Genomic DNA, 12366 nt, shown 5'->3' on the forward strand with positions numbered 1-12366 from the left:
AGAGCCGACCACCCTACAAAATCATTACGACGCCAGCAGCTCCCGCGCATGCTTGCGCGTTGTCTCGGTGATTTCGATCCCGCCCAGCATGCGCGCCACCTCCTCCACCCGCGCCCGGGTGTCGAGCACGTCGATGCGCGATACTGTGCGGCCTTCGCTGGTGGTGCCCTTGGCGACCTGGAAGTGCTGGTTGGCCTGGCTGGCCACCTGCGGCAGGTGGGTCACGCACAGCACCTGGCGCGCCTGGCCCAGGCGCTTGAGCAGGCGCCCCACCACTTCGGCGACGCCGCCGCCGATGCCGGTGTCGACCTCGTCGAAGATCAGGGTCGGGGTGATGGTGGCGCTGGCGGTGATCACGGCGATCGCGAGCGAGATGCGCGCCAGTTCGCCGCCCGAGGCCACCTTGGCCAGCGGCCGCGCCGCCACGCCGGCGTGGCCGGCCACCAGGAATTCGACCTGCTCGAGGCCGTGCGCGCCCGGCTCGCCCTCGGTCAGCGCCACCTCGAAGCGGCCGCCGCTCATGCTCAGGTCCTGCATCGCCCCGGTCACGGCCGAGCCCAGCATCGCCGCCGCCGCCCCGCGCCGGTGCGAAACGCGCTGCGCCACCTCCATATAGGCTTCCCTGGCCTTCTCTTCCTGCTTGCGCAGGCCGTCGATGTCGCTGGCGTCGGCCAGCTGCTGCAGGCGGGTCTTGAGTGCGGCGTGTTCTTCGTGCAGCTCTTCCGGCGTGGTGCGGTACTTGCGCGCCGCGCTGTGCAGCGCCTCCATGCGCGCGTCCACCTCGCGCAGGCGGTCCGGGTCGAGTTCGACCTTGTCGATGTAGTTGTTGAGCGCGTACACGGCTTCCTGCAGCTGGATGCGGGCCGGCTCCATGCAGTCGAGCACCGCCTGCAGCTGGCTGTCGACGTCCACCAGCTTGCCCAGTTTCGCATTCAGCGAGGACAGCTGCGACAAGATCGGATGGTCGGCTTCGGAGATGGCCTGCAGCGCTTCCTGCGCGCCCTCCAGCAGGCTGGCCGCATGCGACAAGCGGCTATGTTCGTTGCTGATCTCGGCCCACTCGCCCGCCTTCGGCGCCAGCTTGTCGAGTTCAGTCACCTGCCATTCCAGGCGCTCGCGCTCGAGCAGCACGTTGCGCGCATCGTTCTCGAATTCCTCGCGCTGGCGCACCAGGGCGCGCCAGGCCTTCCAGGCCGCGGCGGTGGCATGCACGTCTTCCTGCGCGCTGGTGTCGCGCACCGCGCTCTGGTTGTCGAGCAGGGCGCGCTGGGCATCGAGCTTGAGCAGCGACTGGTGCGCGTGCTGGCCGTGGATGTCGACCAGCATGTCGCCCAGCTCGCGCAGCTGCGCGGCGGTGGCGGTGATGCCGTTGATCCAGGCCTTGGAGCGGCCGGCGTTGTCGATCACGCGGCGCATCAGGGCCACGCCTTCGTCATTCGGGAATTCGTTCTCCAGCAGCCAGGAGGAGGCCGGCGAGGTCAGCGCGAATTCGGCGGTGACGTCGGCCTTGGCCGCGCCTTCGCGCACCATGCTCGCGTCGCCGCGTCCGCCCAGCGCCAGTTGCAGCGCGTCGATCAGGATCGACTTGCCGGCGCCGGTCTCGCCGGTGAACACCGTGAAGCCATGTGCGAACTCGAGTTCGATGGCGTCGACAATGACGAAGTCACGGATGGTAAGTGTGCGCAGCATGAAAAATCGGGTCTCCTGGTTTTACTCTGCTTTTGACGCGATTACGTCAATTTGCCTTCGTTGGTCGGGTATTCGTTCCAGTGCAGCTTTTCGCGCAGCGTATGGTAATAGCTCCAGCCGCGCGGGTGCAGGAAGGTGATCGTGTGCGGCGAGCGCGAGATGACGATGCGGTCGCCCAGCTGCAGGCTGGTGAAGGTCTGCATGTCGAAGTTGACGCTGATGTCGCGCCCGGCCACCAGTTCGACCACGATCTCGCTCGACTCGGGCACCACGATCGGCCGGTTCGACAGCGCATGCGGCGCGATCGGCACCAGCACGACGCCCTGCACGCGCGGATGCAGCAGGGGGCCGCCGGCCGACAGCGCGTAGGCGGTGGAGCCGGTCGGCGTCGAGACGATCAGGCCGTCCGCGCGCTGGTTGTACATGAATTCGCCGTCCACGGTGAGCTTGAGCTCGACCATGCCGGCGCCGGTGCCGCGCGCCACCACCACGTCGTTGAAGGCGACGCTGCAAAAGATCTCCTGGTCGTCGCGCACCACGCGCGCCTGCAGCAGGGTGCGCTCCTCCTTGCGCGCCTGGCCCTGCAGGATCTCGTGCAGCGCCGGCACCATGCGCTCGAGCGGGATGTCGGTGATGAAGCCGAGGCGCCCCGAGTTGATGCCGATGAGCGGGATGTCGTACTTGGCGAGCTGGCGCGCGATGCCGAGCATGGTGCCGTCGCCGCCCATGACCACGGCGTAGCTGGCCTGCTCGCCGATCTCGGCCACCGACATGGCGTCGGCCGCGTCGATGCCGAGGGCGTTCAGGTAGGCGGCGGTATCGGCCTCGAACACCACGCGGTAGCCCGCCCCGGCCAGGAAATCGGTGAGCTGCCGGGCCGGCTCTTCGATGCCGGGGGTGTTCTGCCGCACCACGAGCGCGATGATTTCTTGCTTTTCAGGCGACACTGACATGGTCTGGAGCGGTTGGGTAAGGACTTGCGAGATTAACCGATTATCCCTGCGGCTGCCACTTCAGCCCCTGCGCACGCCCGGATAAGACTGTACAAATAAACAGTATAAGGGCGGCGCGCACTCGGGGGCAAGTATCAGCCCATCAGGGCCTGCCCCACGGCCACGATGATGGCCAGGACGATGCTCAGGAGGTGCAGCGTCATCAGGACCACCCAGCGCAAGCCGGTGATGAGACGCCCGCCGCCGTAGACGCGGCGCATGGCGGTCGGCAGGTAGAAGGCCAGCCACACGGTCAGCAGGAAGCGGATGAAGTCCCAGCTGCCCGGCACCAGGATCGTGATGCTCAGCATGAAGAAGGCAAAGGCATTCGTGTGCAGCGCGAACAGGAAGTGCTCGCCGTAGCGCCGGCCCGAGCCCAGGTACAGCAGTTTCAGGTAGCCGGCGAACAGCGGCATCAGGGCGAAGATCGCGTACGGGGCGTAGCCGAAGAAGGCGCGCTTGACGGCGTCCTGCTGCGCCGCGACCGGCTGGTCCAGGAACTTGTCGACCTTCTTGCCAAGCAGCGGATTGATCGAGGCCGTCCAGGCGACGAAGCGCTCCTGGGTATCCGCCCAGGTATCGGCCTGCTCCTGCGTGGCCGCGCCCAGCGCGGTGTCATGCGTGGGCCCGGCGCTTGCCGGCGCGGTGACGGCGGGACGCTCGATGGTGGTCTCGGGATCGAACAGTTCGGCGCCGCTGAACTTGACCAGGGCGAAGAAGATGATGCTGAAACTCAGGTACAGGCGCAGCGGTTCGAGGTAGCGCACGCGCCGGCCCTCGATGTATTCGCGGCTGAGGAACCCCGGCTTGAACAGCAACAGCGCCAGCGACTTCCACAGCTTGCCTTCCAGCGCCACGTAGTGCGCAAGGAACTCGTGCAGGAACTCACGCGCGCTGGGCACGTGCAGGTGGGCCGCCTGGCCGCACTGGTGGCAGTAGTTGCCCTGGGTAGTGGCGCCGCAGTTCTTGCAGATGTCGGCGTCGTGGAGAGTGGCGAGTGCGTCGGTGGTCACAGTGAGATCCGGCTGAGTCGTTCCAGCCCTCATGTTAGCTGTTCAATTGCAAAAAAGCATCTCGGATTATCACACTTGCATTGCTGCCGCACCAATTGCGCGACTGCTTCATCTGGCCGGGGTTAGGATTCAGTCAACTGCAATAGAAGGAGGCCATCATGGTGACCGAAACCAAAGACCGCTTCGTGAACACGAAGAAGCCGATCGAAAACGACGGCATGAAACGCCAGCCGCACGAGCGCGACGAGAGCCCGGACGCGCAGGACCAGGAACCGCGCGGCATCATCAAGCAGGCTGCCGAGGACATGGCGCAAGGGCTGGTGAACACCGACATGTACGGGACCAACGGCGAAGGCGACCTGGACCGCGCAGTCGAACCCGCTCCCGGCGCCACCGGACAGGCAAACCCGCAACCCGACCGCCACCGGTCGATGACCCGCCACGACTCCGTCGATTCGGAGCCGGGCAAGAACCGATAAGGAAGAATGCAATGACCATCAAGCGTAACGGCAGCGCCGTCTGGAGCGGCGGCCTGAAAGACGGCAAGGGCGCCGTCTCGACCGGGAGCGGCGTGCTGAAGGATAGCCAGTACGGCTTCAACACCCGCTTCGAGGACGGCCCGGGCACCAACCCGGAAGAACTGATCGGCGCGGCCCACGCGGGCTGCTTCACGATGGCGCTGTCCGGCCAGCTGGGCCAGGCCGGCATGACCGCCGAGGAACTGCGCACCACCGCCACCGTCTCGATGGAAAAGGTCGAAGGCGGCTTCTCGATCACCGCCGTGCACCTCGACCTCGTCGCGAAGATCCCGGGCGCCAGCCAGGAAGCCTTCGACAAGGCCGCCAACACCGCCAAGGAAAACTGCCCGGTGTCGAAGCTGCTCAACGCGAACATCACGATGACCTCGCGCCTGGAGAGCTAAGTCGGTAGGGTGGGCGGGTCCTCCCGCCCACGCGGTCAACTGTCCTTTGCGTAATCGGGCTGCGTCCGGCACGAATCGCGGCCAACGCATAAAATGGCCGCTTTCCGTTTCATCCAGAAGGACATCCACAATGCGCTTCCTGCACACCATGCTCCGCGTCGGCAACCTCGAGCGTTCCATCGACTTCTACACCAATGTGCTCGGCATGAAGCTGCTGCGCACCAGCGACAACCCCGAGTACAAGTACAAGCTCGCCTTCCTCGGCTACGGCAGCAACCCCGAGCACGCCGAACTCGAGCTGACCTACAACTACGGTGTCGAGAGCTATGACATGGGCACGGCCTACGGCCACATCGCCCTCTCCACCGAAGACATCTACGCCACCTGCGACAGCGTGCGCAAGTTAGGGGGCAACATCACGCGCGAGCCGGGCCCGGTCAAGGGCGGCACCACTGTGATTGCCTTCATCACCGACCCGGACGGCTACAAGGTCGAGCTCATCGAGCGCAAGGACAATGCCGCCGGCGCTGGGCTGAGCAGCTAAATCTCCCCTGCCCGGCAAGCTCTGCCGGGCGCTGCTACAATCGCCTGGCCTGGCTGTCAGGCAACAATCTAAATACGTCTTCGGGGCGGGGTGCAATTCCCCACCGGCGGTATGGCCTGCAACGGGCCGAGCCCGCGAGCGCCTGCGCAAGCAGGGTCAGCAGACCTGGTGAGAAGCCAGGGCCGACGGTATAGTCCGGATGAAAGAAGATGTGCGCTGTCACGCGCTGTTCCCGCCGCTTTTTGCGCAGGGACCGGCGCGCGCTTTGCTTTGCCCTGAAGCGTTTTTCGCCAACTTACTGCGAGGAGCGTTTCACATGTTAGTCACCACCACCCACTCCCTCACCAGCACCGACCTGGAAGGCCGCATCAGCGCCGCCCTGGAAGCCACGCGCCTGGGAATTCCCGTCATCCTGCTCGACGATTTCGACCGCGAGAACGAAGCCGACCTGATCGTCGCAGCCGAAAAACTGAGCGTCGAGACGATGGCCTTGATGATTCGCGAATGCAGCGGCATCGTGTGCCTGTGCTTATCAAGCGACAAGGTACGCGCCCTGGAGTTGCCGCCGATGGCGGCGGAGAACGGCAGCCGCTACGGCACGCCCTTCACCGTGTCGATCGAGGCGCGCCATGGCGTGTCGACCGGCGTATCGGCCGCGGACCGCGTCACCACCATTCGCACCGCGATCGCAGCCCACGCCAAGCCGGAAGACCTGGTGCGGCCGGGTCACGTGTTCCCGCTGCGCGCCACACCGGGCGGCGTGCTGGCGCGCGCCGGCCATACCGAAGGCTCGGTCGACCTGGCCATCATGGCGGGGCTGGAACCGGCCGCCGTGCTGTGCGAGCTGATGAATCCTGACGGGACGATGATGCGCGGCGAGCAGATCGAGGAGTTCGCCGCCCTGCACGGCTTCCCGATCCTGACGATCGCGGAGATGATCGAATGGCGTAAAGCCCGTTAAGGTCGTAGGGTGGTCGGGTCCTCCCGACCGCGCGTCCAACCAGCAGAGCAGCAGACGCTCAAGCGGCTTATAGGTGATTTGAACGCGCGGTCGGCGGAGCGTGATCTGGTCCACTGGACCAGATCACCCCTACAAGACCCGATTCCCTTAGGCCAGCGGATCGATCACGAACGCCGGCATGCGCTGGTTGTTCGTCGCGCATTCCAGGAATTTGTCGGCGGTCGACAGTGCCTCGTTGATGGTCACGTCCATGTCAAGGTAGCGGTAGGTGCCGAGGCGACCGACGAAGGTCACGTTCGGTTCCTCGCGCGCCACGTTCACGTAGCGTTCCAGCTGCTGCTTGTCGCGCGCCTGGCGGATCGGGTAGTACGGGATGTCCTTCTCTTCGCACTGGCGGCTGTATTCCTTGTACATCAGCGTCTTCTCGTGCTTTTCCCACGGCGAGAAGTGCTTGTGCTCGGTAATGCGGGTGTAGGGCTGGCTGTCGTCGCAGTAGTTGATGACGGCATTGCCCTGGTAGTCGCCGGTGTCGCGGAACACTTCGAAGTCCAGCGTGCGGTACGGCAGGCGGCCTTCGGTGTGCTTGAACCAGGCGTCGATCGGGCCGCTATAGAACACGTGCGCGTAATCGCCCTTGTTGGCCGGGTCGAAGGTGGTGTTCAGGTGCACGGTGACGCCCGGCACGTCGAGGATCTTCTCGACCAGCGCGGTGTAGCCGTCTTCCGGCATGCCCTGGTACTTGTGCGCGAAGTAGTTGTCGTCGTAGTTGAAGCGCACCGGCAGGCGCTTGAGGATGCTGGCCGGCAGCTCGGTCGGCTGCATGCCCCACTGCTTGACGGTATAGGTCTTGAAGAAGGCTTCGTACAGTTCCTTGCCGACGAAGCGCAGCGCCTGGTCTTCAAAGGTGACCGGGTCCTCGATCGACTTGTCGCCCAGCGAGGTCAGGAATTCCTGGGCTTCGGCCGGACGGAAGGTCTTGCCGAAGAACTGGTTGATGGTGAGCAGGTTGATCGGCAGCGTGTACACGCTGTTGTTGGTGATCGCCTTGACCCGGTTCACATAGGGCATGAAGCGGCTGTAGCGGTTCACGTATTCCCAGACGCGCTCGATGTCGGTGTGGAAGATGTGCGGACCGTAGATGTGCACCATCACGCCGGTCTCGGCGTCGCGTTCGGAGTGGCAGTTGCCTGCGATGTGAGGGCGCGATTCGAAGATCTCGACTTGGTAGCCAGCCTCTGCCAGCTGGCGTGCAATGACGGCTCCGGAAAAACCGGCGCCGACAATCGCGATATTCTTTTGCATGTTATTTATCCTTAGGAATGAGAATTCATGACTCCGGGGGGCACCAGCAGCTGGCGGGCTCAACCGGCCAGCCATTCAGGGAGCGTTTAACGTTGTCAGTTTATCAGTTTTGCAAAAAAATCCGCCGGTTCGAAACTTGTCGTGCGTCAACTATTTTGTCGTCGAATCAATGAGTTAGATGAGCTTCCAAAAGTAAAAAGCCCGGACACACGGTCCGGGCTTTTTACATTCTGCGCTGCAGGACAAGCCTGCGCGGCGATTACTTTTCCAGCAGGGCGTTCACCGCTGCCAGGTCCGATTCGCGCAGCGAACCCGAAGCAGCTTTCAGGCGCAGGCCGTTCAGGATCGTGTCGTAGCGGGCACGCGACAGGTCGGTGCGGGTCGAGTACAGCTGGCGCTGCGCGTTCAGCACGTCGATGTTGATGCGCACGCCCACCTGGTAACCCAGCTTGTTCGATTCCAGCGCCGACTGGCTCGATACTTCGGCTGCTTCCAGCGCCTTGACCTGGGCCATGCCGCTGTTCACACCGAGGTAGGCCTGGCGCGCCTGCAGGGCGGCCTGGCGGCGGGTCGCTTCCAGGTCGTTGCGCGCCTTGTCTTCCAGCGCGATGGTTTCGCGCACGCGGCTGGTGACGCCGAAGCCGTTGAAGATCGGGACGCTGAACTGGACGCCGATGCCGTTATTCCGGTTCACGCCCGAGACATTGTTCACGCGGCCGCTGGTGTCCTGGCGCGAGCTGCTGGCCACCAGGTCCAGGGTCGGGTAATGGCCGGCGCGGGTCTTCGAGATCTCGCGCTTGGCGACTTCGACCGCCAGTTGCTGCACGGTCACGCCGTAGTTCTGGCTTTCGGCGGCCGACACCCACGGGTCGGGATTGGCCGGCGACGGCGCGGTCAGGGCGATGCCGGCCTTGAGCGGCGCCAGGTTGGTCGGCTCCGTGCCGATGATGGCCTGCAGGGTGTTGCGCTTGTTGTCGAGGTCGTTCACGGCCGCGAATTCCTGGGCAATCACCAGGTCATAGGCCGCCTGTGCTTCGTGGGTGTCGGTAATGGTCTGGGTGCCGACTTCGAAGTTGCGCTTGGCCGATGCCAGCTGCTCGGTCACCGCGGTCTTCTGGGCGCGGGTCGATTCCAGCTTGTCCTGGGCTGCCAGCACATCGAAGTAGGCTTGCGCCACGCGGGTGATCAGCTCCTGCTGGGCCTGGGCGAACTGCGCTTCCGCGATGGCCTGCTGGAGCTTGCTCTGCTGGTAGGTTTCCCAGCGGTCCCAGCGGAACAGCGGCTGGGTCAGGCCGATCGTGTACTCGGTAGTGCGCTCGTTGGTGCCGGTACCGAGCACGCGGGTCTGCCCACCGCTGGCGTTGGGGACCAGCTGGCCCTCGTTCCAGGGCGAACCGTCACGGTCGTTCTTGACGCTGCTGCCGGTGATGCCGATGGTCGGGAGAAGTCCTGCACGCCCCTGCGCGATCCGTTCCCGGCCGGCGGCGGCCGACGCACGCGCGCTGGCGAAGTTCGCGTCGTTGGCCAGTGCCTGCTGGTACACCTGGATCAAATCGGCCGCGCTGGCATTGAGCGAAAAGAGAGCGCTGGCAACCAGCACGGCAAGAAGGGGTTTCTGCATCACATTCTCCACAGGAGTCATCAAAGTTAGGAAGCAGTTCAATACTTCGGCATCGAAGGATCGACCTGTACGGCCCAGGCGTGTATCCCGCCCGTCAAATTCGTTACGTTGTCAAACCCGTTACGTTCCAGGAAGCTCGCTACCTGCATGCTGCGCGCTCCGTGGTGGCAGATGCACACGATTTCGCGGTCATCCGGCAGTTCGCCGGCGCGGATCGGCACCAGGTGCATCGGGATCTGGGTCGAGCCTGCGATGTGGCAGGTCTCGAATTCCCAGTTCTCGCGCACGTCCAGCAGCAGGGGCTGCTCGGCTGCCCCGGCTTCAGCCTGGGCCAGCCGGGCGGCCAGCTCCGGTGCGGTCAAGTGCTGCATCGCGGCCTCAGAACTGGAAGCGCGACGGCGCCTGGGCGCCCGTCAGCGGCTTGACATTGGTCTCGAACAGCTTGACCGTGTCGTAGCCCGTTTCCGAGGTGCGGGTGACGATGTTGAAGCTCATCGCCGGCGCATCGCCCAGGATCAGGCCCAGGCGGCCACCCACTTTCACCTGCTTCAGCAGGGCTTCCGGCAGGACCGGCAGGCCGGCCGAGACGACGATCACGTCGTAGGGCGCGCCCTTGTCCCAGCCGCCGGCGCCATTGCCTTCTTCGACCGTCACGTTGCTCACGCCGGCGCGCGCCAGGTTCTCGCGCGCCAGTTTCGCGGCTTCCGGCTGGATTTCCACGGTGGTCACCTGGCGCGCCTTATGCGCCAGCAATGCCGCCATGTAGCCCGAACCGGTGCCGATTTCGAGGACGTTCTCATGCTTCTTGATCGCCAGTTCCTGCACGATGCGCGCTTCGACCTTCGGGTTGAACATCGCTTCACCGCCCGGCAGCGGGATCTCGACGTCGGCAAACGCCAGGTTCTGGTACGCGGCCGGCACGAACTGTTCGCGCTTGACGACATGCAGCATGTCCAGCACGTCCTGGTCGAGCACGTTCCACGGACGGATCTGCTGTTCGATCATGTTGAAGCGGGCTTGTTCGATATTCATTTGGATTCTCGGTGGAAAATAAATAATCCGATATTTTATCGTTGAACGGCCTCAGGACGCACATCTTAGCGATGGGCTGCCCGAGACCAGGGGAAATTGCGACAGTCTGCAGTTTAGAGGGGTTGAACGCCAAAAAAATGGCGCGTTGTCGCAAACGCAGCTTAGAGCGTCTAACAAAATCCCCAGGGCAAGGCGTGTCGTCGAAGACAGTACTTTAGTACGGCGAGACGACACAACGCTGCAATGGGGGTTTTGTTAGACGCTCGCTGCGTGGGGAATCAGGCCGTGCAGGCTCACGTCCAGCAGGTGTTCGAGGAAAACCTGGGGTTGCAGTTCGGCGCAGTCGCAGGGCGCCACGGCCGAGTGCTTCCATACGTTGAGCATCATCATCGGCGCAATCAGGACCCGGGTCATCTGCTCGATGTCGAAACGACGGAACTCGCCGCGGTCGACGCCACGCTCGAGGATGCTGGAAATCATGCGGACGGTGCGGCTCATGACCTCTTCGCGGTAGAACTTCGCCAGTTCCGGGAAATTGACCGCTTCGGCGAGCATCAGCTTGCCCAGGCCGGAAGCCTTGCTCTGGCCGATCTGGCGCGACCAGGTCATGACCACCTCGCGCAGCAGGTCGGCGCTGTGGCCGTGGAATTCGGCGACCGACAGCTCGGCCTGGCCGAGGAAAGGCAGGATGCTCTCGCGCACTACAGCCTTGAACAATTCTTCCTTGTTGGTGTAATACAGGTAGAGCGTGCCCTTGGACACGCCGGCGCGGCGCGCGACGTCTTCCAGCCGGGTAGCGGCGAAGCCACGTTCGACGAACAGTTCAATAGCGGCAGCAAGGAGCTCCTGGGGACGGGCATCCTTTCGGCGTTCCCACCGCGGCTTGCTGTCGAGTGGACATTCCATGTTTCTGCCTGACAACTGAAGAACCATAGAATATAGACGTGGCTTTCAGAGCAGTCAAGCAATCGTTGTGGCACCGAAACTGTCAATATAAACAGGTATTTACGCTATTTGCTCAACTCATACCCGGGCCGTAAATACGGCCGTTGGCGCGCGAAGTGTACAAGGCGCCGTCGGGGTTGCGCGGCGGGACGTCGCGCTGCTGGCGCGGCACCTGGAACACCGCCAGGCGGTCAACCACGCCGGGAACCAGTTTCTCCAGCATGACGTCGAGCTCGGCCATCATGCCGACTCGCACCGTGCGCATCGGCACCACCGCCGCATGCAGGATCGCCGCCGCCACCTCGTGCGGATCGACTTGGGGCCCAGGCAGTTTCGGTTCGCGGTCCATGTAGTTGCGGGCATGCTGGGGCAGCGGCGTGTCGACGGCGGTCGGCTCGATCAGGGTGATCGAGACCGGCGCCCCGTCCATGTGCTCGACCTCGATGCGCAGCGCATCGGTGAAACCTTTCACCGCGTGCTTGCTGGCCGAGTACATGCCCTGCATCGGGATCGCCACCTCGGATGCCTCGCTGCCGAGGTTGATCAGGGCCCCGCCCTGGCGGTTCAAGTGCGGCAGCGCCACCAGCGAGCCGTGCACCATGCCCCAGAAATTGATGTCGAACAGGCGCCGGCTGTCTTCTTCCGACACCTGGTCCAGGCGCCCGTAAATCGTGCCGCCGGCATTGTTGATCCAGGTGTCGATGCGGCCGAAACGCGCGATCGCGACTTCGGCGATGCGCTCCACGTCGGCGCGCAGGGATACGTCAGCCACCACGGCAACGGCGTCGAAACCGTCGTCCACCAGTCCCTGCACCACGGCCTCGAGCACGTCGGCGCCGCGCGCGGCCAGCACCAGCTGCGCGCCCTGTTTTGCCGCTTCCTGCGCGGTGGCCAGGCCGATGCCGCTCGATGCACCGGTGATGACGAGGACCTGGCGGTTCAGGGGTTTGAGGGGACTGGACATGGGGCCTCCTGCTGACGATGTGGATGTCTGCAAGCTAGCAGGAAAACGGCGGGCGACGCGCCCGCTTCAGGCGCGGCGGCGGTATACTTGCCCCCTTCCTTCCCGCTTTGATCCCATTCCCATGCAGTGCAGAGACAACTGCGGCGCCTGCTGCACCGCCCCGTCGATTACCAGTCCGATTCCCGGCATGCCGGAGGGGAAGCCGGCCGGCGTGCGCTGCGTGCAGCTGGGTGAGGACAACCGTTGCCGCATCTTCGGCCGGCCCGAACGCCCGGCCTTCTGCGGCGGCCTGCAGCCCTCGCTGGAGATGTGCGGCTCCAGCCGCGAGCAGGCGATCCGCTGGCTGGACGACCTGGAACGCGCCACCATGCCCTGAGCCGG

The 12366-nt window shown here is 64.4% G+C and carries 14 protein-coding genes and 1 riboswitch; of the genes, 5 read left to right on the top strand and 9 right to left on the bottom strand.

The genetic code is table 11. The features are described from left to right. Positions 1 to 24: 24 nt before the first annotated feature. From recN to LK539_RS15825, 3 genes are all read right to left on the bottom strand, one after another. Complete coding sequence (gene recN / locus LK539_RS15815; RefSeq protein WP_227802011.1) at positions 25 to 1689, bottom strand: DNA repair protein RecN; 1665 nt, start codon at positions 1687 to 1689, stop codon at positions 25 to 27. 41 nt (positions 1690 to 1730) lie between these two features. Continuing rightward, positions 1731 to 2642, bottom strand: a complete 912-nt coding sequence (locus LK539_RS15820; protein ID WP_227802012.1) for an NAD kinase — start codon at positions 2640 to 2642, stop codon at positions 1731 to 1733. 134 nt (positions 2643 to 2776) lie between these two features. Further along, positions 2777 to 3694, bottom strand: a complete 918-nt coding sequence (locus LK539_RS15825; RefSeq protein ID WP_227802013.1) for a DUF3667 domain-containing protein — start codon at positions 3692 to 3694, stop codon at positions 2777 to 2779. 158 nt (positions 3695 to 3852) lie between these two features. Between LK539_RS15825 and LK539_RS15830 the strand changes: the two genes are divergently transcribed. The 4 genes from LK539_RS15830 (at position 3853) to ribB (ending at position 6121) form a co-directional block, all read left to right on the top strand. Continuing rightward, the gene (locus tag LK539_RS15830) at positions 3853 to 4173 is read left to right on the top strand and encodes a hypothetical protein (RefSeq protein ID WP_227802014.1); all 321 of its coding nucleotides are present in this window, start codon (positions 3853 to 3855) and stop codon (positions 4171 to 4173) included. Positions 4174 to 4184: 11 nt separating this feature from the next. Then, a complete protein-coding gene (locus tag LK539_RS15835) occupies positions 4185 to 4616 on the top strand; it encodes an OsmC family protein (protein ID WP_227802015.1) in 432 nt (143 codons plus the stop codon). A gap of 130 nt (positions 4617 to 4746) precedes the next feature. Continuing rightward, positions 4747 to 5160, top strand: a complete 414-nt coding sequence (gene gloA, locus LK539_RS15840; protein ID WP_227802016.1) for a lactoylglutathione lyase — start codon at positions 4747 to 4749, stop codon at positions 5158 to 5160. A gap of 72 nt (positions 5161 to 5232) precedes the next feature. Further along, positions 5233 to 5375: riboswitch (FMN riboswitch) on the top strand. 101 nt (positions 5376 to 5476) lie between these two features. Beyond that, positions 5477 to 6121: a 3,4-dihydroxy-2-butanone-4-phosphate synthase gene (gene ribB / locus LK539_RS15845; protein WP_227802017.1), complete on the top strand. Its 645-nt coding sequence runs from the start codon at positions 5477 to 5479 to the stop codon at positions 6119 to 6121. 147 nt (positions 6122 to 6268) lie between these two features. On the opposite strand, the gene glf is transcribed toward ribB, so the two are convergent. The 6 genes from glf to LK539_RS15875 all read right to left on the bottom strand — a co-directional run bounded on the left by glf (position 6269) and on the right by LK539_RS15875 (position 11985). Continuing rightward, positions 6269 to 7423 (bottom strand): UDP-galactopyranose mutase, encoded by a 1155-nt coding sequence (gene glf, locus LK539_RS15850; RefSeq protein WP_229520747.1) that lies wholly within the window; start codon positions 7421 to 7423, stop codon positions 6269 to 6271. A gap of 259 nt (positions 7424 to 7682) precedes the next feature. Next, positions 7683 to 9044 (bottom strand): TolC family outer membrane protein, encoded by a 1362-nt coding sequence (locus LK539_RS15855; RefSeq protein ID WP_227802019.1) that lies wholly within the window; start codon positions 9042 to 9044, stop codon positions 7683 to 7685. Between the two features lie 38 nt (positions 9045 to 9082). Then, positions 9083 to 9415: a rhodanese-like domain-containing protein gene (locus LK539_RS15860; RefSeq protein ID WP_227802020.1), complete on the bottom strand. Its 333-nt coding sequence runs from the start codon at positions 9413 to 9415 to the stop codon at positions 9083 to 9085. Between the two features lie 7 nt (positions 9416 to 9422). Beyond that, positions 9423 to 10076 (bottom strand): protein-L-isoaspartate O-methyltransferase, encoded by a 654-nt coding sequence (locus LK539_RS15865; RefSeq protein WP_227802021.1) that lies wholly within the window; start codon positions 10074 to 10076, stop codon positions 9423 to 9425. A gap of 255 nt (positions 10077 to 10331) precedes the next feature. Beyond that, a complete protein-coding gene (locus LK539_RS15870; RefSeq protein WP_227802022.1) occupies positions 10332 to 10982 on the bottom strand; it encodes a TetR/AcrR family transcriptional regulator in 651 nt (216 codons plus the stop codon). 112 nt (positions 10983 to 11094) lie between these two features. After that, entirely contained in the window at positions 11095 to 11985 is an 891-nt protein-coding gene (locus LK539_RS15875; RefSeq protein WP_227802023.1) for an SDR family oxidoreductase, read from the bottom strand. Between the two features lie 121 nt (positions 11986 to 12106). On the opposite strand from LK539_RS15875, the gene LK539_RS15880 reads away from it, so the two are divergent. Then, positions 12107 to 12361, top strand: coding sequence for a YkgJ family cysteine cluster protein (locus LK539_RS15880; protein WP_227802024.1), 255 nt, complete (start codon positions 12107 to 12109; stop codon positions 12359 to 12361). Positions 12362 to 12366 lie beyond the last annotated feature (5 nt).

Source organism: Massilia sp. IC2-476 (genome assembly GCF_020707295.1).
Classification (GTDB): domain Bacteria; phylum Pseudomonadota; class Gammaproteobacteria; order Burkholderiales; family Burkholderiaceae_D; genus Telluria.

What these genes read in the sequence shown, in the direction of transcription:
- LK539_RS15870 (WP_227802022.1), bottom strand. Translation starts at nt 10,982, where the DNA reads ATGGAATGTCCACTCGACAGCAAGCCGCGGTGGGAACGCCGAAAGGAT.
- LK539_RS15820 (WP_227802012.1), bottom strand. Translation starts at nt 2,642, where the DNA reads ATGTCAGTGTCGCCTGAAAAGCAAGAAATCATCGCGCTCGTGGTGCGG.
- LK539_RS15875 (WP_227802023.1), bottom strand. Translation starts at nt 11,985, where the DNA reads ATGTCCAGTCCCCTCAAACCCCTGAACCGCCAGGTCCTCGTCATCACC.
- LK539_RS15830 (WP_227802014.1), top strand. Translation starts at nt 3,853, where the DNA reads ATGGTGACCGAAACCAAAGACCGCTTCGTGAACACGAAGAAGCCGATC.
- LK539_RS15865 (WP_227802021.1), bottom strand. Translation starts at nt 10,076, where the DNA reads ATGAATATCGAACAAGCCCGCTTCAACATGATCGAACAGCAGATCCGT.
- LK539_RS15835 (WP_227802015.1), top strand. Translation starts at nt 4,185, where the DNA reads ATGACCATCAAGCGTAACGGCAGCGCCGTCTGGAGCGGCGGCCTGAAA.
- glf (WP_229520747.1), bottom strand. Translation starts at nt 7,423, where the DNA reads ATGCAAAAGAATATCGCGATTGTCGGCGCCGGTTTTTCCGGAGCCGTC.
- ribB (WP_227802017.1), top strand. Translation starts at nt 5,477, where the DNA reads ATGTTAGTCACCACCACCCACTCCCTCACCAGCACCGACCTGGAAGGC.
- LK539_RS15855 (WP_227802019.1), bottom strand. Translation starts at nt 9,044, where the DNA reads ATGCAGAAACCCCTTCTTGCCGTGCTGGTTGCCAGCGCTCTCTTTTCG.
- gloA (WP_227802016.1), top strand. Translation starts at nt 4,747, where the DNA reads ATGCGCTTCCTGCACACCATGCTCCGCGTCGGCAACCTCGAGCGTTCC.
- LK539_RS15860 (WP_227802020.1), bottom strand. Translation starts at nt 9,415, where the DNA reads ATGCAGCACTTGACCGCACCGGAGCTGGCCGCCCGGCTGGCCCAGGCT.
- LK539_RS15880 (WP_227802024.1), top strand. Translation starts at nt 12,107, where the DNA reads ATGCAGTGCAGAGACAACTGCGGCGCCTGCTGCACCGCCCCGTCGATT.
- recN (WP_227802011.1), bottom strand. Translation starts at nt 1,689, where the DNA reads ATGCTGCGCACACTTACCATCCGTGACTTCGTCATTGTCGACGCCATC.